This window comes from Pseudomonas asplenii (genome assembly GCF_900105475.1).
GTDB classification, from domain to species: Bacteria; Pseudomonadota; Gammaproteobacteria; order Pseudomonadales; family Pseudomonadaceae; genus Aquipseudomonas; species Aquipseudomonas asplenii.
Genome location: NZ_LT629777.1, coordinates 2,839,215 through 2,856,007 on the forward strand (window position 1 = coordinate 2,839,215; position 16,793 = coordinate 2,856,007).

At 61.5% G+C, this 16,793-nt stretch carries 16 protein-coding genes; 2 read left to right on the forward strand and 14 right to left on the reverse strand.

The window, feature by feature from the left end:
• Position 1: 1 nt before the first annotated feature.
• The 3 genes from BLU37_RS12945 to BLU37_RS12955 are packed head-to-tail and all read right to left on the reverse strand — an operon-like array spanning position 2 to position 2,971.
• Positions 2 to 868 (reverse strand): alpha/beta hydrolase, encoded by an 867-nt coding sequence (locus BLU37_RS12945; RefSeq protein ID WP_090205424.1) that lies wholly within the window; start codon positions 866 to 868, stop codon positions 2 to 4.
• Positions 865 to 2,259 carry an aspartate aminotransferase family protein gene (locus tag BLU37_RS12950; protein ID WP_010450317.1) on the reverse strand — a complete coding sequence of 465 codons (1,395 nt, stop codon included), beginning with the start codon at positions 2,257 to 2,259 and terminating at the stop codon, positions 865 to 867. The genes BLU37_RS12945 and BLU37_RS12950 overlap by 4 nt, the downstream gene beginning before the upstream one ends.
• On the reverse strand, positions 2,252 to 2,971 hold the full coding sequence (locus tag BLU37_RS12955) for an MtnX-like HAD-IB family phosphatase (RefSeq protein ID WP_010450319.1): 720 nt from the start codon (positions 2,969 to 2,971) through the stop codon (positions 2,252 to 2,254). Before BLU37_RS12955 ends, BLU37_RS12950 begins: the two co-directional genes overlap by 8 nt.
• Before the next feature lie 228 nt (positions 2,972 to 3,199).
• Between BLU37_RS12955 and BLU37_RS12960 the strand changes: the two genes are divergently transcribed.
• Both BLU37_RS12960 and BLU37_RS12965 read left to right on the forward strand, forming a co-directional pair.
• Entirely contained in the window at positions 3,200 to 3,973 is a 774-nt protein-coding gene (locus tag BLU37_RS12960) for a MipA/OmpV family protein (RefSeq protein ID WP_010450321.1), read from the forward strand.
• Between the two features lie 97 nt (positions 3,974 to 4,070).
• Complete coding sequence (locus BLU37_RS12965; protein WP_090205426.1) at positions 4,071 to 4,934, forward strand: fatty acid desaturase family protein; 864 nt, start codon at positions 4,071 to 4,073, stop codon at positions 4,932 to 4,934.
• A gap of 151 nt (positions 4,935 to 5,085) precedes the next feature.
• Here BLU37_RS12965 and BLU37_RS12970 read toward each other — a convergent pair whose 3' ends face one another.
• From BLU37_RS12970 to BLU37_RS13020, 11 genes are all read right to left on the reverse strand, one after another.
• Complete coding sequence (locus tag BLU37_RS12970; RefSeq protein ID WP_010450325.1) at positions 5,086 to 5,487, reverse strand: DMT family transporter; 402 nt, start codon at positions 5,485 to 5,487, stop codon at positions 5,086 to 5,088.
• Between the two features lie 18 nt (positions 5,488 to 5,505).
• On the reverse strand, positions 5,506 to 5,880 hold the full coding sequence (locus BLU37_RS12975) for a DMT family transporter (RefSeq protein WP_010450327.1): 375 nt from the start codon (positions 5,878 to 5,880) through the stop codon (positions 5,506 to 5,508).
• The gene (locus BLU37_RS12980; RefSeq protein ID WP_019360122.1) at positions 5,877 to 6,797 is read right to left on the reverse strand and encodes an arginase family protein; all 921 of its coding nucleotides are present in this window, start codon (positions 6,795 to 6,797) and stop codon (positions 5,877 to 5,879) included. The genes BLU37_RS12975 and BLU37_RS12980 overlap by 4 nt, the downstream gene beginning before the upstream one ends.
• A 303-nt stretch (positions 6,798 to 7,100) precedes the next feature.
• Complete coding sequence (gene aauR / locus BLU37_RS12985; protein ID WP_232000512.1) at positions 7,101 to 8,378, reverse strand: two-component response regulator AauR; 1,278 nt, start codon at positions 8,376 to 8,378, stop codon at positions 7,101 to 7,103.
• A gap of 44 nt (positions 8,379 to 8,422) precedes the next feature.
• Positions 8,423 to 10,324, reverse strand: coding sequence for a two-component sensor histidine kinase AauS (gene aauS / locus BLU37_RS12990; protein WP_090205431.1), 1,902 nt, complete (start codon positions 10,322 to 10,324; stop codon positions 8,423 to 8,425).
• A gap of 79 nt (positions 10,325 to 10,403) precedes the next feature.
• Positions 10,404 to 11,138: an amino acid ABC transporter ATP-binding protein gene (locus BLU37_RS12995; RefSeq protein WP_090205434.1), complete on the reverse strand. Its 735-nt coding sequence runs from the start codon at positions 11,136 to 11,138 to the stop codon at positions 10,404 to 10,406.
• Positions 11,135 to 11,806, reverse strand: coding sequence for an amino acid ABC transporter permease (locus tag BLU37_RS13000; RefSeq protein WP_090205438.1), 672 nt, complete (start codon positions 11,804 to 11,806; stop codon positions 11,135 to 11,137). The genes BLU37_RS12995 and BLU37_RS13000 overlap by 4 nt, the downstream gene beginning before the upstream one ends.
• Positions 11,806 to 12,552: an amino acid ABC transporter permease gene (locus tag BLU37_RS13005; RefSeq protein WP_010450339.1), complete on the reverse strand. Its 747-nt coding sequence runs from the start codon at positions 12,550 to 12,552 to the stop codon at positions 11,806 to 11,808. The genes BLU37_RS13000 and BLU37_RS13005 overlap by 1 nt, the downstream gene beginning before the upstream one ends.
• 202 nt (positions 12,553 to 12,754) lie before the next feature.
• Positions 12,755 to 13,669, reverse strand: a complete 915-nt coding sequence (locus BLU37_RS13010) for a glutamate/aspartate ABC transporter substrate-binding protein (RefSeq protein WP_090205442.1) — start codon at positions 13,667 to 13,669, stop codon at positions 12,755 to 12,757.
• Positions 13,670 to 14,066: 397 nt separating this feature from the next.
• Positions 14,067 to 15,605, reverse strand: coding sequence for a glycerol-3-phosphate dehydrogenase (gene glpD, locus BLU37_RS13015; RefSeq protein WP_090205444.1), 1,539 nt, complete (start codon positions 15,603 to 15,605; stop codon positions 14,067 to 14,069).
• 232 nt (positions 15,606 to 15,837) lie between these two features.
• Complete coding sequence (locus tag BLU37_RS13020) at positions 15,838 to 16,593, reverse strand: DeoR/GlpR family transcriptional regulator (RefSeq protein ID WP_090205447.1); 756 nt, start codon at positions 16,591 to 16,593, stop codon at positions 15,838 to 15,840.
• Positions 16,594 to 16,793 lie beyond the last annotated feature (200 nt).

Consider the following 16,793-nt stretch of genomic DNA (forward strand, 5'->3'; position numbering starts at 1 on the left):
TTTAGGCCCGTTGCCGATAGTCTTCGCGGAGGCTCGAAACGCCGCTCAGGCGCTCGATGAAACCGGCGCTCAAGGCGATCACTTCGCGGTACTGCAGGTCGACGGTGATCATGTGGTAGCAATTGTCGAGAAGCACCTTGGTGACGGGGCCACCCAGGTGCTTCTCGACGTAATTGGCGTTCCACGGGCTGGTGATGTCGTCCTCGACGGAGTGGATCACCAGCGCCGGAGTCTTGATCGCCGGCATGCGGCGCATGACCACGGCATTCATCCGATGCAGTTCGCGCACCGTGATGCCTTCCATGGTCAACAGCCCGGCATCGCTGCTCTGGCCGGCCTTCATCTGGCGCTCGACAATCGCCCGCAGACGCTCGTTCTTGATGCCGTACGGCGGCTTCTCCTCGAACCGACAGACATGCACACCGAACGGAATCCTCATCAGCAACGGCGTCAGGAACGCAAATTTGCTGATGCTCCAGCCGTCGTAGCGCAGGGTCGTCGAATACATCAACAACCCGGCAACCTGGCCGGGGAACTCGGAGGCCAGGTACATGGACATCACTGCGCCCATCGACAAGCCGCCGACGAACACCTGCGCGTGGCGCTGCTTCACGCCGACGAAGGTCTTGCGCACGCCTTCGTACCAGTCCTGCCAACCGGTCGCCTGCAGGTCGGCATTGCCGCCGCAATGACCGGGCAGGGTGGGTACGTACACGGTGCACGTACCGTCCTTGACCAGCCCCTGGGCGACCTTGCGCAGTTCTGTCGGCGTGCCGGTCAGGCCGTGGATCAGCAAGACCCCGACCTGACCGTCGCCGAGAACGAAGCCGGCATCGCCTTCGCCCAGATCGATCTCGGCCATGTTCACCGTTTCATGGCCCGGTTCAGCAGCTGTTCGAGCAGCTTCAGACCCAGGTCGATTTCCGGGTAACTGATTTCCAGCGACGGCGCCAGGGTGATCACGTTCTTGTAGTAGCCACCGACGTCGAGGATCAGGCCGAGTTTCTGACCGTCAACCACCATGTCGCCCTTCATGCCTTCTTCGACCATGTAGTCAAGGGTCGCCTTGTCTGGCGTGAAACCGTCCGGACCGCAGATTTCGCAGCGCAGGGCCAGGCCCAGGCCATCGACGTCGCCGATGATCGGGAAGCGTTTCTGCAGGTCTTGCAGGCCTTCGAGGAAATACTTGCCCTTGGCCATGACCATGGCGCCGTAGTCGACTTCGCTGGTCATCTTGAACATTTCCAGGCCTACCGCCGTGCCCAGTGGGTTGGAGGCGAAGGTGGAGTGGGTCGAACCTGGTGGGAAGACTTTCGGGTTGATCAACTCTTCGCGAGCCCAGATGCCGCCCAGGGGGTTCAGGCCGTTGGTCAGCGCCTTGCCGAAGACGATCACGTCCGGCTTGACGTCGAAGTGTTCGATCGACCACAGCTTGCCGGTACGCCAGAAGCCCATCTGGATTTCGTCGACGACCATCAGGATGCCGTGCTGGTCGAGGACCTTCTTCAGCTCGCTGTAGAAGTTCATTGGCGGGATCACGTAGCCGCCGGTGCCCTGGATCGGCTCGACGTAGAACGCCGCGTATTCGCTGGCGCCGACTTTCGGGTCCCAGACGCCGTTGTATTCAGTTTCGAACAGACGGGCGAACTGCTGCACGCAGTAGCTGCCGTATTCTTCCTTGGTCATGCCTTTCGGGCCGCGGAAGTGATACGGGAACGGGATGAACTGCGCGCGCTCGCCGAAGTGGCCGTAGCGGCGACGGTAGCGGTAGCTCGAAGTGATCGAGGAAGCGCCCAGGGTACGGCCGTGGTAGCCGCCTTCGAAGGCGAACATCAGGCTCTTGCCGTTGGTGGCGTTACGCACGACTTTCAGCGAGTCTTCGATGGACTGCGAACCGCCGACGTTGAAATGCACGCGACCGTCGAGGCCGAATTTCTTCTTGGCGTCGACCGCGATCATTTCCGACAGCTCGATCTTGCCCTTGTGCAGGTACTGGCTGGCGATCTGCGGCAGGGTATCGATCTGCTGCTTGAGGGCGTTGTTCAGACGTGGGTTGGCATAGCCGAAGTTGACGGCCGAGTACCACATCTGCAGGTCGAGGTAGGCCTGGTCTTCGGTGTCCCAGACGTAGGAGCCTTCGCAGCGGCTGAAAATGCGCGGTGGTTCGATGTAGTGAACGGTATCGCCGTAGGAGCAGTACTTGGCTTCTTTTTCCAGAAGCACCTGGTCTTCGGCGGTAGCGATGCGAATCTCAGACATGGTGGAAGAGTTCCTGAGTTTGTGAGGAGTTTTCGGCGCTGTCGAGCGCGAAAGCGGTGGCGTTGGCGGCTTCGCTGGATGGCAGCAGAGCCAGCAAGGCGGGAAGTTCGGCGAACGATTCGAAACGCTTGTGTGGGATGCCGTTACGTTCGCAGTGGTCGGCCAGGCGGTCCTTGGCGAACACGAAGTCAGCGGTAGAGGCCACGCACATGTCCGATTGACCGTCGCCGATCACCAGCACGCGTTTGCCCTTGGGCGTGGATTTGCACTTGCAGTTGCCGGAGGCGGCGCGGCAGGCATCGCTGGAATACGGGAAATCGATGCGCCAGCTGGTCTGGTCGACCTGGCGCAGGCGGTTGGCCAGGATCGGGATCAGAGTCACGTAGTTGCGCGACAGAATCCTTGCGATACCCTGTTCGATACCATCGCTGACCACTTCGATGGTCGCGCCCAGGCTCGTCACATGGTCGACGAAGTCGGGGAAGTCCGGGTCGATATCGATGGTGTCGAAGTAGGCCAGCAATTGGGCTGGGGTGGCCTTGACCAGGGCCAGTTGGCGGCTGAGGCATTCACGCGAACCGATATGACCGTCCAGCCATTCCTGCTCGATCGCTTCCCAGCTCGGGTCGGCGAAACGCTCCAGGATGTTGTCGATCGCGTCAGTGCGGGAAATGGTCCCGTCGAAGTCACACACGATATGCCAGTGCATCATCTGCAGTTACCTGTTGAATGGAGAGCGCACCTTGCGCATATCAGGGCTAGAGCACGGAGCGTGCCAAACCGCTGGAGGCCCTTTATTCACGGGGTTTGCGTGATGGCGGTATGAATTTTTCTACGAGAAGCTACAATTTTTGTAGTTTGCTACAAACAAGATAAGTGCTTGCCTACAACCCCCGCTTTGGTGATTGATGCGCGCATGTTCAGAACAAGGAAATGTGTCATGGCCAGGTTTACCCCCTCAGTGCTGCTTGCCGGTTTGTTGTCCCTGGGCGGCTTGAGCACCAGTGCGCTGGCCGAGGAAGGGCTCAGCGGGCAGATCGGTGCCGGTATCGGTTATCAACCCCACGACCCCTCGGGCAGTCGTTACGACACGGTGCCGTTGCCCTATCTCGACCTGGATTGGGGGGACGTCAGCCTCGATGGCGACGATGGCCTGACCTGGGATGCCGTCAAGAACAGCGGGTTCACAGCAGGACCGTTCATCAACTATCTGTCGGGGCGCAACGCCAATGGCGACCTGCGCGGTTTGCGCAATGTTCCGGACATGGCTCAGGTCGGCGGTTATGTGCAGTACGCGCCGGATGATTTCTGGCGGGTCTTTGTGCAGATCGGCAGTGCAGTCGGTGCGGGCAACGCCCAGGGTGGTCTGTTGGGCAAGGTCGGTGGCGAGCTGGGGTATCCGCTGGGCATGGGTATCATCGGCAGCAGCAACCTGAGTGCGCATTTCGCCGATGCCCGGCAGACCCGGACCTTCTTCGGTGTGACGGCCGAGGAGGCTCAGGCTTCCGGGATCGAGCAGTACAAGCCGGGTGGCGGCCTGCAGAACATCACCCTGACCCAGAACCTTGCGATCCCGTTGGGTGGCAGTTGGTCGCTGATGACCAGCGCCAGCTGGATTCACCTGGTGGGCAACGCGGCTGACAGCAGCATCGTCAGGGAACGTGGCGATAACAACCAGGGCCAGGTCCAGACTGCGATCAGCTACAAGTTCTGACGGCGCCTGGCGAGCAGGCGAGTTTTAGCCGCGCTGGCAAAACTGGTCTGCCGTTTGCAAAGGATGGCCCGGTAATCACTGTCCGGGAAACTTTCAGATGGCTCGTCCTGCTTATCGCCTGTTGGCCTATTCGCTCTGGGACCTGGTGCCCATTGTCATGGCGCTGGCTCATTTCGCCTTCGTACTGTGGCTGGTGCTGGGCTTTCACGACCACACCTGGTGGCTGATCATCCCGACGGCGTTGCTCTATGCCGTCAGCCTGTCGTGGAGCATCAACAGCATCTCCCACAACCAGATCCACAATCCCTATTTCACCCCACTCTGGCTCAATCGCGGCTTCGACCTGCTGTTGTCGCTGACCATCGGGTTTTCCCAGACGATGTACCGTGATATCCACAACCGTCACCATCGCGGCAACTCCGACCTGCCGGGTGCGGACGGCACCACCGTCGACCCGCTGTCGATCTACCTGCATGGCAAGGACGGCCAGCCGGATAACGTCTGGGCCTACGCCTTCCTGAGTTTCTTCCGTGATGATCCCAAGGCCTACTACGAAGAAATGAAGCGCAAGCATCCGGCGGATGCGCGCTGGGTCAAGGTCGAGATCTATGCGACGGTGGCGTTCTACCTGGCGCTGGCGGCCTATGACTGGCATGCGGTGCTGGTGCTGCTGCCGTTCTGGTACCTGGGGCAGTCGCTGTCTTCGCTCAATGGCTACTACGAGCACCTGGGCGGCAATCCGGACCTGCCGATCGCCTGGGGCGTGAGCTCCTACAGCACGCTCTACAACCTGATCTGGATGAACAACGGCTACCACGCCGAGCACCACTACCGGCCGAAGATGCACTGGACCAAGGTCAAGGCGTTTCATGCACAGATCAGGGAGCAGCAGCGCGAGGCCGGCGTGAAGGTTATTCCGGTGTCCCACGGGCTGGGCTTTCTGCTGAAACACAACAGGTAGTCCTCAAACCCGATTTTGTGGCGAGGGGGCTTGTCCCCGATCGGCTGCGAAGCAGCCGCAGACCGGCCAATACGTTCTGTCTGAAGGATCGGCGGTGGTGGTTTTGGGGCTGCTCTGCGGCCCAGCGGGGGCATAGCCCCCTCGCCATCACTCAGTTCTCCTCGCCTTCGGCGAGCAAGGCGATGCCGCCGATGATTACCAGCACGCCGACCCAGTGCAGCGTACTGATCTGTTCGCCCAAGCCCAGCCACGAGCCGAGCAGCACGGCGACAAAGACCAGTGAACTCAAGGGGAATGCCAGGGACAGGCTGCTGCGCCGCAGGATCAGCATCCAGACGAAAAAGGCGCCGATGTAGCAGGCAATTGCCACCCAGACTCCCGGATTGGCGAGTACGGCAGTGAGCCATTGCAGATTGAAATCCACCTGGCCCAGTTGGTCACCGCCGACCTTGGTGGCGATCTGTCCGGCGCTTTCGAAGAGAATCAGCAAGGCCCAGAGGACGATGGTGCCCAGGCGTCCGTGAAGCCAGTCGATGTGTTTTGCATGACTCATAGATAGATTCCTTGATTCTCAACTGCCCGAGAGGGCAACCAGCATGACGCCCAGGGTGATCACCAGAGTGCCCATCCAGCGCCGACGGCTGACGTTTTCCCCCAGCACCACCTTGCCCGCCAGCACCACCCCGCAATAAGCCAGCGCGGCAGCCGGGAACAGCAGGCTCAACGGCGCCCGCGACAGGGCTTCGAGCCAGACCAGGAACTCCACGGCATAGGCACCGATGCCGCACCACAGCAGCGGCGCGTTGAACACCTGGCCCCAGAAGGCATTCAGGCGAAAACCGCCTTCAAGCTCTGGCAGACGGTCCAGGCCGATCTTGAAACAGAGTTGGCCGACCACGTCCAGGACAATGGAAAAGGCTACCAGTAGAACAACGGTCAGGGTCACGGGAACAGCTCCTCGAACAGTGAGATCAACGCCTGGTTGGTGGTCGCGTTGCGTTGCAGATCGGCAGCGCTCCAGCGTTCGGCCGGCGGTTGATCGGACTTGGCTTCCCAGCGCTTGAAGGCGTTGCTGAAGGCCGGTTGGGCGAATTCGCCGCAGATATCGATGCCCAGCACGCGTTTGTGCGTGGCCAGGGCGCGGATGGCCTCGAGCAGGTGGCTTAGGCGCATGCCGCCCTGGTCCCAGTTGGTCGCGGCATCCTCGCTGGCCAGTACGTCCTTGTCGATGGTGATCCAGATCGCCTCGGTGGGCAGGCCCTGGATCAGTTGTTCGAGAAAGCTGGGCCAGTGCTCGTCGGCGAGGTTGCGCCAGTGCAGATGGTTTTCCTGCTGCTGGTGCCCCGCACCGTCGCCGACCCGCCCCCAGACCTTGGAGGGCGCGTGTTGCCAGGGAAACAGTTGCAGGTCGCCACGGCGCAAGGCGCCAAGATTGCCGCCGCGCAGTTGCGGGGTGTCGAGGTCTTCGCTGCACGGGCCGAGGGTGACGATGCGCCGGACGTTCGGCAACTTCAGCGCGCGGTTGACCCACGAGCCGCAATGCCGGCGTGGGGCCAGGTGGACCCAGTCGGGATGGTTGTCGAAGTGGATCAGGCTGATCGGTTCCGGCAGGTTGCCGAGAAACGCCGGGGTCAGGTGATGGTAATCACCGGAGCCGACAAAGATGATCTGCGGTCGGCCCGCCGCCGGCGCAATGAGCTGGCGCAGGCGTTCGGTAAAGCGTCGGTACTGGCGTTCGGTGGTCCATAGACGCAGTTTCGGACCCAGGTCGAGCAGGTCCAGCAGCGTGGCGCGACCGCTGTCGAGCAGGCTGCGGATCGGCGCCTGGGCCGTCAGGCTGTGGTCGAGATCTAAGATGTTCAAAACGGTGATTTACCCATGGCAGCGCCCGCATGTCAGGTTGCCTCTCCAGGCTGGAGGTCAGGCAATTCGGGCTTTGGCAGGTAAATGCAAAGGGCGGGCCACACCAGTGGCGTCATACATCCGCTTCACTTGCAGTATCGGTCCTGTAGGAACCGGGCTTGCCCGCGAATAGGCCCTCAAGCCTTGCAGCGCCCCGACTTCAGCCTTCGCAGGCAAGTCGGATCGCCGCACCGCCTGTTCCTACAGGATTGGTGTAAGTCACGGAGTCCACGCGGAGCATGGGTAACGCCCCACAGATCCACGTCAGTGGCTCAAGCCGTACTTTTTTACCTTGTCGAACAGGGTGGTCTTGGCCATGCCCAGTTCCTGGCTGGCCTGGGTGAGGTTGCCGCGGCTGCGCTGCAGGGCGTCGTTGAGCAGGTTGCGTTCGAAAGCCTCGACCGCTTCGGCGAAACCCAGGCCGCCGGTGCTTTGTGCACCGGATTTCTTGAAGGCCGGCAGGCCGAGGGCGAAACGTTCGGCGACGTTGCGCAATTCACGCACGTTACCTGGCCAATCGTGGCTCATCAGGCTCGACAGGGTCTGGTTGTCCAGTTCCGGCGCGGCGCGATCGAAGCGCAGTGACGACTGCTGCAGGAAATGCTCGAACAGTTGCAGGATATCTTCGCGCCGCTCGCGCAACGGGGGCAACTCCAGGGTCACCACGTTCAGACGGTAATACAGATCGCTGCGAAACTCGCCGGCCTTGCCCAGTTCGTCCAGGTCGGACTTGGTCGCGGCGATCACCCGGCAGTCCACGGCGACGCTCTGGTTCGAGCCCAGGCGCTCCAGGGTGCGCTCCTGCAGGACCCGCAGCAGTTTGATCTGCAGCGGGATTGGCATGCTTTCGACTTCGTCGAGAAACAGCGTGCCGCCATGGGCGTGTTCGATCTTGCCGATCCGTCGCTTGCCAGCGCCGGTGAAGGCGTTGGCCTCGTGGCCGAAGATCTCGCTTTCGAAAAGGTTTTCCGGCAGGCCGCCGCAGTTGAGCGCAACGAACTGTTGTGACTGGCGTCGGCTGAAGTCGTGCAGGCAGCGGGCGACCAGTTCCTTGCCGGTGCCAGTCTCGCCTTCGATCAGCACGTTGGCCGAGGTGTCGGCAACGTTGGCGATCAACTCCCGCAGGTTCTGCATGGCCGGCGACCGGCCGATGATCCGTCCTTCCAGGCTGTCGCGCTCGGCCAGTTGTCGGCGCAGCGCCCAGACTTCCCGCGCCAATCCGCGTTGCTCGAGGGCACGACGGGCGACCTCGACCAGACGTTCGGGCGAGAAGGGCTTTTCCATGAAATCGTAGGCACCGGCGCGCATCGCGCCGACGGCCATCGAGATATCGCCGTGGCCTGTAATCAGCACCACCGGCAGGCTGCGGTCACGGGCCTTGAGGCGCGTCAGCAGTTCCAGGCCGTCGATGCCCGGCAGGCGGATATCGCTGATGACGATGCCGGGGAAATTGTCGCCGATCCGTTCCAGGGCGGCTTCGGCGCTGGCGACGCCTTCGCAGGGAATGTCTTCGAGGGACAATGCCTGCTGGCAACCCAGCAGCACATGGGGATCGTCTTCGACGATCAGGACGGTCAGGTCGTTGTTCATATCGGCTCGGCCTTGGCAGGATTGACCCGCGGTAAATGGAGGACGAAAGCGGTGCCGCCGCCGGCCGGATGTTCCACGCCCATATTGCCGCCGGCGGCGGCCGCTAGGCTCGCCGAGAGGGTCAGGCCCAATCCTAGACCTTGTGCGCCGGGCTTGGTGGTGAAAAAGGGTTCGAACAGGTGTTTGCGGGCTTCCAGGCCAATGCCATGGCCGTTGTCGCGCACTTGCAGGCGATACTTGTCTTCGGCGAAGTCGCCTTCCAGCCACAGCTCCGGCAGCGGTTGTGACTGCATGGCGTCCAGCGCATTGCCGAGCAGGTTGACCAGGATCTGCTCCAGGCGGGTCTGGTCGATCGCCAATTGGACGTCATCATGCTCGCGATGGATTTTCAGGTGCATGGCGTCGATACGGCTGCCCAGCAACTGCAGCGCGGCATCGATGGACTTGCCCAGGCTGGCCTCGCCCTTGTCGTCGCCGCGGCGGGCGAAGGCGCGCAGGCTGGCGGTGATGCGGCCCATGCGGTCGATCAGGTCGTTGATGGTCCGCAGGTTGGCGCTGGCCACGTCCAGCTCGCCACGTTCGAGAAACCGAACGGTGTTGCCCGACAGCGTGCGCAAGGCCGCCAATGGCTGGTTCAGTTCATGGGCGATGCTGGTGGACATCTGGCCGATGGCGGCCAGCTTGCCGGCCTGGACCAGTTCGTCCTGGGCGCGGCGCAAGGTTTCCTCGGCTTGGCGTCGTTCGCGGATCTGGTCCTTGAGCCGGTCATTACTGGCGCGCAGGTCGGTAGTGCGTTCGCTGATGCGCCGCTCCAACTGGTTGTTGGCTTCCTGCAGGGCTTCCCGCGCCGCGAGGCGGGTGGCGAGCACTTTGCGGCGCTCATTCCAGGCGATCAGCAGGAACGCCACCAGGGCAAAGGCCACCGCGACCAGGACGCCCTGATTGGCGGCTTCCCGACGCAGGTCCTGCAAGGGCGTGAGCAGCGTGAAATTCCACGGCGTGTCGACCAGGCGGCGCGTCTGGGCCAGGTAGCTGACATTGTCGCCATCCTTGACCAGTTCCGGATTGGCGGGGAAGGTCAGGGTCTCGACGCCATCGCCCAGGCGTTCGCGCGCCAGCGGCTGCAGTTCGTTGAGCGGCCACCAGTAATATTGCAGGCTGCGGGCCAGGCGGTCCTTGATTTCCGGTGTCAGCGGCCGGACCGACTTGAGACGCCGGCTGGGGTCGCTGGAAAGAATGATGATGCCGTTCTCGTCGCTGACGAAGGCTTCCAGGCGGGCGCGCTGCCAGCGCTCTTCCAGCGCTTCGAGGCGCACCTTGATGACCGCCACGCCGATGATCTTGCCCTGGTCCTCAAGGCCATGGGCCAGGTAGTAGCCGGATTCGCCGAGTGTGCTGCCAATGCCGTAGAACCGCCCCGGCTGGCCGCGTACGGCGTCCTGGAAATAGGCACGGAACGACAGGTCTTCGCCCAGGTAACTGTCGGCGTCGCGCCAGTTGCTGGTAGCCAGAACCCGGCCGGTGGTATCCAGCACGTAGATGGCCCGGCTGCGGCTGCGGCGGTTGAGCCCTTCGAGGTATTGGTTGACGGTCTGGCGGTGTTCTGCGTCCGGATCGTGCAGGAGATCCGAGACGCTGGATTCAAGCTCCAGCAGGCTGGGCAGGTAGGTGTACTTGCTGATCTCGCTCTCGACAGTGCGCGCATGCAGCTCCAGCGCCCGTTCGCCGTTTTCGCTGAGGGTACGGATGCCGTAGTGCTCGCTGATCAGATAGCCGACGTAACCCAGGCCGATCATCAACAGGATGATCAGGGGCGGCAGGAACAGGTGGCGGATCAGGCGGGGTTTCACGGCAAGTGATGGCGGCGTCGCACGATAGAGATGGGTGTCGCATTTCATCACAGATGCCTTGGGTCAACCAGATTGTCTTTGTGGGCGCGCCGCACGCCGCGCCCACAAAGACTGCGCAGCAGCTCTGTCAGTGCTGCAGGATTTTTTCGAGGAAGTGCTGCGCACGGTCGGAGCGGGCATTGATATCGCCGAAGAACTCTTCCTTGTTGCAGTCTTCGATGATTTTGCCCTGGTCCATGAAGATCACGCGGCTAGCGACCTTGCGTGCAAAGCCCATCTCGTGGGTCACGCACATCATGGTCATGCCTTCCTGGGCCAGTTGGACCATCACGTCGAGCACTTCGTTGACCATTTCCGGGTCGAGGGCCGAGGTTGGTTCGTCGAACAGCATGACGATCGGGTCCATCGCCAGTGCCCGGGCAATGGCCACACGCTGCTGCTGCCCGCCGGAGAGCTGCCCGGGATGCTTGTGTGCATGCGCCGACAGGCCGACGCGATCGAGCAGTTGCAGGCCTTTCTTGGTCGCTTCTTCCTTGCTACGGCCCAGCACCTTGATCTGTGCGATGGTCAGGTTCTCGGTGATGGTCAGGTGCGGGAACAGCTCGAAGTGCTGGAACACCATGCCCACCCGCGAACGCAGTTTCGGCAGGTCGGTCTTCGGGTCGGCGATGGAGGTGCCATCGACCACGATGTCGCCTTTCTGGAACGGTTCCAGGGCGTTCACGCACTTGATCAGGGTCGATTTGCCCGAGCCCGAAGGGCCGCAGACCACCACCACCTCACCCTTTTTGACTTCGGTGCTGCAGTCGGTCAGCACCTGGAAGTCGCCATACCATTTGTTGACGTTCTTGATAGAGATCATACGGCAAACCTTTTTTGCAGACGCTTGACCAGCACCGAGGCGGCAAAGCTGATGGTGAAGTAGGCCAGACCGGCGAAGATCAGGAACTCGTTGGAACGGCCAACGATATCGCCGCTCGAGCGCGCTGAGTTGAGGAAGTCCACCAGGCCCACGGTGTAGACCAGCGAGGTGTCCTGGAACAGGATGATACTTTGCTGCAGCAGCAGTGGGGTCATCTTGCGGAACGCCTGGGGCAGGATGATCATGCGCATGGTCTGACCGTAGCTCATGCCCAGTGCCTGGGCGGCGCCCATCTGGCCCTTGGGAATCGCCTGCACGCCGGCCCGGACGATCTCACAGAAGTACGCCGCTTCGAACATCATGAAGGCCACGATGCAGGAGGTGAAGGCGCCGATCGGTGTGTCTTCGCCAGTGATCCAGCGCAGTACGAACGGGACCGCCAGGTAGAACCAGGTGATCACCAGCAGCAGTGGGATCGAACGGAAGTAGTTGACGTAGGCACCGGCGATGCCCGACAGCAGCTTGTTGTGAGACAGCCGCATGAGCGCCAGGAGGGTGCCGAGGATGATCCCGCCGACGACGCCGAGGACCATCAACTGCAGGGTCATCAGCATGCCGTTCCACAGGCCGGGGATGGCCGGGACGATGTCACTGAAGTCGAGTTCCATTATTTACCCCCCACGGAGATCAGGCCGGGCACCGCGACTTTCTTCTCGACCAGGCGCATGAGCAGCATCAGGCTCATGTTCAGGGTGAAGTAGATCAGCGTCGCCAGGGTGAAGGCTTCGAACAGGTTGGCGGAGAACTCTGCGGTCTGCTTGGTCTGCGCGAGCAGTTCCATCAGGCCGATCAGCGAGGCCACGGACGAGTTCTTGAAGATGTTGAGGAATTCCGAAGTCAGCGGCGGAATGATGATCCGATAGGCTTGTGGCAGCAGTACGTTCCAGTAGATCTGCGGCAGTTTGAAGCCCATGGCGCGCGCTGCCGATTCCTGGCCGCGTGGCAGTGCCTGGATACCGGTACGCACCTGTTCGCAGACCCGTGCGGCGGTGAACAGGCCGAGGCAGATCACTACGCTGAGATAGGCCGAGGTGGTCGGGTTCAGGTCCTGCTTGTACCAGTCCTGCAGGTTCTGTGGCAGCAGGTCGGGTATCAGGAAGTACCAGATGAACAGTTGCACCAGCAACGGCACGTTGCGAAACAGTTCCACGTAGCAGGTGGCGATACCGGCTACCAGGCGGTTGGGTACGGTGCGCATCACGCCGAGTATCGAACCCAGGGTCAATGCGATGATCCAGCCCACGATGGCGATCGCGATGGTCCAGCCCAGCCCGGAGATGAACCAGTCGAGATACGTCTCGCTGCCCACGCCGGTGGTCTTGAAGAACACGCCCCAATCCCAGTTGTAATTCATTCGGGTCTCCCCTCAGGTCGATCGATGTACAAGCACGTGCTTCCCGGGACTCCGCCCCGCCCGCCAGTGTCTGTCGGGCACACCGGTACCGCTCGCGGTCCGAGTGTTGTTCCTGTAACGATCAAAAGAAGCCAGTACAGCAGGTGTGCAACAGACTTCCCGGACCGCCTTGGCGGTTTCGGGAAGCAAGGTCAGCCGTGACTCAGATCTTGACGTCCGGGGCTGGCTTGTCGGTTGGATTGGCGATCAGGGTCTTGAGCTTGTCGCTCATCGGGAACTGCAGGTTCAGGCCTTTTGGTGGAATCGGCTGGGTGAACCACTTGTCGTAGATCTTGTTGATCTCGCCCGACTTGTACAGGCCGACGATGGCCTCATCCACGGCTTTCTTGAAGGCCGCGTCGTCCTTGCGAACCATGCAGCCGTAGATTTCGTAGGATTGCGCGGTGCCGGTCACGGCCCAGTCGGTCGGTTTCTTGGCCTTGGCCATTTCACCGGCCAGCAGCGCGTCGTCCATCATGAAGGCGACCGCACGGCCGCTTTCGAGCATCTGGAAGGACTCGCCATGGTCCTTGGCGGAGATGACGTTCATGCCCATCTGCTTGTCGGCGTTCATGGCCTTGAGGATGCGCTCGGACGTGGTGCCGGCGGTGGTCACGACGTTCTTGCCCTTGAGATTGTCGAAGTCCTTGTACTCGGAGTCCTTCTTGGACAGCAGGCGGGTACCGACTTCGAAGATCCCGACCGAGAAATCGACCTGCTGGGCGCGTTCGGCGTTGTTGGTGGTCGAGCCACATTCGACGTCGACGGTGCCGTTCTGCACCAGCGGGATACGGGTCTGGGAGGTGACCAGGTTGTACTTGATCTTCAGGTCGGGCAGGTTCAGGTCTTTCTTGATGCCTTCGACGATGGCCAGCTGGATATCATGGGAGTAACCGACCGGTTTGCCGGATGCATCCGCGATGTAGGAAAACGGAATGGAGCTGTCGCGATGGCCGAGGGTGATGGTCCCGGACTCTTTGATCTTCTTCAGGGTGCCGATCAGTTCGGCGGCGGAAACTGGAGTGCTGATCAGAGCGGCAGCGATGGCTGCGCCCAGGATGTGGGGAACGATACGCATCAGTGACTTTCCTCGAGATTGTTTTTCTTATGGAGCCGTTCTGTCGGCTCTCGGGTAACGCGACCCGCTCGCAGGGCCCCAGGGGCTGAGTGAGCATTCGGTAACAGGAGTAGAGAGCACGACTCGTGCCACACTCGGTGCGTAGGGTTTTTCTATTGATTTATAAGGGTTTTTTGTGTTTTTGCGGTGGGAGTTGAGGCAACTGGCGTCCGGTTCACCGAATGAAAGCCGACTGGCTGTTCGGAAAACCGAATGAGGGGATAAAGAGGAGGGTGCAGTCTTGCAGGGGGCCGACGTGCTGGCGATGGCAGTGTGTCAGACACCATGGACGGTGAATGTCAGACCGCTCTCGCCAGCAAGCCGGCTCCTACAAAGATATTGTTTGGCAGTAGGGGACTCAGGCCGCTTCGGTTTTACCGCGACTCTGCTCGGACTTGTCCAGATAGTCCTGCAGCTTCTGCTGCTGTTCAGGACTGGTGAACAGGCCCAGCTTGCTGCGCCGCCAGAGAATGTCCTGGGCGGCCATCGCCCACTCTTCGCTGCACAGGTAGTCGACTTCACGGGTGTAGAGACCGCCACCCAGGTGCTCGCCGAGGTCGACGAGGCCCTGGACGCTTTCGAGCAGGCGCCAGGTGCGGCTGCCGTAGGTACCGGCCCAGCGCTGGGCGATGTCGTTCGGTACCCAATCGAAGCGGCTGCGGATCTCCTGGGCCAAAGCCTGCGCAGTGCTCATGCTTTCGCCGCCTGGCAGGGTCGAGGTGGCGGTCCAGCTGGGACGCATCTGGGTGAAGAACGGCGCCAGTTGGGCCATCGCCGACTCTGCCAGTTTACGGTAGGTGGTCAGCTTGCCACCGAATACCGACAGCAACGGTGCTTCTTCGGCATTGGCCGACAATGCCAGGGTGTAGTCGCGGGTCACCGCCGACGGATTGTCTGACTCGTCGTTGCACAGCGGGCGAACGCCGGAGTAGCTGTGCAGGATGTCGCCGTGGCTCAACTGTTTCTTGAAGTGCGCATTGACCACCTTGAGCAGGTAATCGGTTTCCGCCTCGGTGATCGTCACCTTGGCCGGATCACCTTGATATTCGCGGTCGGTGGTGCCGATCAGGGTGAAGCGATCCAGGTATGGGATCGTGAACACGATGCGCTGGTCCTCGTTCTGCAGGATGTGCGCGTGTTCGCCTTCATACAGTCGTGGCACGACCAGGTGGCTGCCCTGGATCAGACGGATGCCGTAGGGCGAGTCGAGTTTCAGGTCATCCTTGATGAACTTGGCAACCCACGGGCCGGCCGCGTTCACCAGAGCCTTGGCCTGGATCGAGAAGCGTGCACCATCGGCACGTTCCATCTCCAACTGCCACAAGCCCTTGGCCCGGCGGGCGCTGGTGCAACGGGTGCGGGTATGGATATGCGCCCCGTTTTCCCGGGCGGCCATGGCATTGAGCACCACCAGGCGCGCGTCGTCGACCCAGCAGTCGGAGTATTCGAAACCCCGGCCTATTTCGGCCTTGAGCGGGCTGTCGGCACCGAACTTGAGGCTACGCGAGCCGGCAAGCTTTTCGCGTTTGCCCAGATGGTCGTAGAGGAACAGACCGGCGCGAATCATCCAGGCCGGACGCAGATGCGGGCGATGGGGCAAGACGAAACGCATCGGCTTGACGATGTGCGGAGCCTTGGCCAGCAACACCTCACGCTCGGCCAGGGCTTCGCGTACCAGGCGGAATTCGTAGTGTTCCAGGTAGCGCAGGCCACCGTGGATCAGCTTGCTGCTGGCCGAGGAGGTATGGCTGGCCAGATCGTCCTTTTCGCAAAGGAACACCGAAAGACCGCGACCTGCTGCGTCCGCGGCAATCCCGACTCCATTGATACCACCGCCAATCACGGCGATGTCATAGATCTCGGCAAGGGGTGGTGCAGGCAAGGTGGTGGACGTCATCGGTGGCCTCGCAAGAATTTCTATATTTGAATTCGAACATTTATGTTCACTTTCGAAAATATTAGCGGATAAGCGCGCCCACAGCCACCCGCTCTTGATTGAAAAAATTCATCAAGACTGGCTGAAAGGAAAATTATCGAACATTGGAGCGGTGCGAGGTGCCTTTGGGGTCTGCCTGCAGGGCGGCCGGCCGCTCCTACAGGCCGCCGCCACAAGGCCCCGAAGTGTCGGCTCAGACCACTTCGAGGCGGATCTTGTGCTGGTTGAGCAGTTGCGCCAGGGCGGGCACCGGCGCCTGGTCGGTCACCAGGCAGTCGATCAGGGTGATCGGCCCCAGGCGTACCATGGCGTTGCGCCCGAACTTGCTTGAATCGGCAGCGAGGATCACCTGGCGGGCATTGGCGATGATCGCCTGGGAAACCCGCACTTCCTGATAATCGAAATCCAGCAGGCTGCCGTCTTCGTCGATGCCGCTGATGCCCACCAGGGCGAAGTCGACCTTGAACTGATTGATGAAGTCGACACTCGCCTGGCCCACCACGCCGCCGTCGCGGCGGACATTGCCGCCGGCCAGTTGCACTTCGAAATCGTCCTTGGCGCTGAGGATCGAGGCCACGTGCAGATTGTTGGTGATGATTTTCAGATGGTTGTGATTGAGCAGGGCGCGGGCGATCGATTCGGTGGTGGTGCCGATATTGATGAACAGCGAGGCGTGATCGGGGATCTGCTGGGCGATGGATTCGGCGATACGCTGCTTTTCGTCGCGCATCTGGTCGGCACGCATGGCGTAGGCAGTGTTTTCCACGCTGGAGTCATAGGCCGCGCCGCCATGGTAGCGTCGCAGCAGATTGGAGTCCGCCAACTGGTTGATATCGCGGCGGATGGTTTGCGGTGTCACGACGAATAACTGGGCCATTTCCTCGATGCTGACATAGCCGCGTTCGCGGACCAGTTCGAGGATTTGCTGCTGGCGGGGAGGCAGATTCATGGGGCGTCCTTTGGGCTGCCGTACAAATTCCACCATGATGCCGCAGGAACAACCTGTCTGCCACTTGCAGGACCGCTGAAACGATTCTCAGGTCGTAAACCGGGCCGGTGCCGGTCGCTTGAGGTGAGTGACTGGAGACGGTTCGGCTGGGTGGGGCAGGCTTGAGGGCCCCTTCGCGGGCAAGCCCTGCTCCTACAGGA

What these genes read in the sequence shown, in the direction of transcription:
- BLU37_RS13020 (WP_090205447.1), bottom strand. Translation starts at nt 16,593, where the DNA reads ATGAATCTGCCTCCCCGCCAGCAGCAAATCCTCGAACTGGTCCGCGAA.
- BLU37_RS13000 (WP_090205438.1), bottom strand. Translation starts at nt 11,806, where the DNA reads ATGGAACTCGACTTCAGTGACATCGTCCCGGCCATCCCCGGCCTGTGG.
- BLU37_RS13010 (WP_090205442.1), bottom strand. Translation starts at nt 13,669, where the DNA reads ATGCGTATCGTTCCCCACATCCTGGGCGCAGCCATCGCTGCCGCTCTG.
- glpD (WP_090205444.1), bottom strand. Translation starts at nt 15,605, where the DNA reads ATGACGTCCACCACCTTGCCTGCACCACCCCTTGCCGAGATCTATGAC.
- BLU37_RS12955 (WP_010450319.1), bottom strand. Translation starts at nt 2,971, where the DNA reads ATGATGCACTGGCATATCGTGTGTGACTTCGACGGGACCATTTCCCGC.
- BLU37_RS12970 (WP_010450325.1), bottom strand. Translation starts at nt 5,487, where the DNA reads ATGAGTCATGCAAAACACATCGACTGGCTTCACGGACGCCTGGGCACC.
- BLU37_RS12960 (WP_010450321.1), top strand. Translation starts at nt 3,200, where the DNA reads ATGGCCAGGTTTACCCCCTCAGTGCTGCTTGCCGGTTTGTTGTCCCTG.
- BLU37_RS13005 (WP_010450339.1), bottom strand. Translation starts at nt 12,552, where the DNA reads ATGAATTACAACTGGGATTGGGGCGTGTTCTTCAAGACCACCGGCGTG.
- BLU37_RS12995 (WP_090205434.1), bottom strand. Translation starts at nt 11,138, where the DNA reads ATGATCTCTATCAAGAACGTCAACAAATGGTATGGCGACTTCCAGGTG.
- BLU37_RS12950 (WP_010450317.1), bottom strand. Translation starts at nt 2,259, where the DNA reads ATGTCTGAGATTCGCATCGCTACCGCCGAAGACCAGGTGCTTCTGGAA.
- aauS (WP_090205431.1), bottom strand. Translation starts at nt 10,324, where the DNA reads ATGAAATGCGACACCCATCTCTATCGTGCGACGCCGCCATCACTTGCC.
- BLU37_RS12965 (WP_090205426.1), top strand. Translation starts at nt 4,071, where the DNA reads ATGGCTCGTCCTGCTTATCGCCTGTTGGCCTATTCGCTCTGGGACCTG.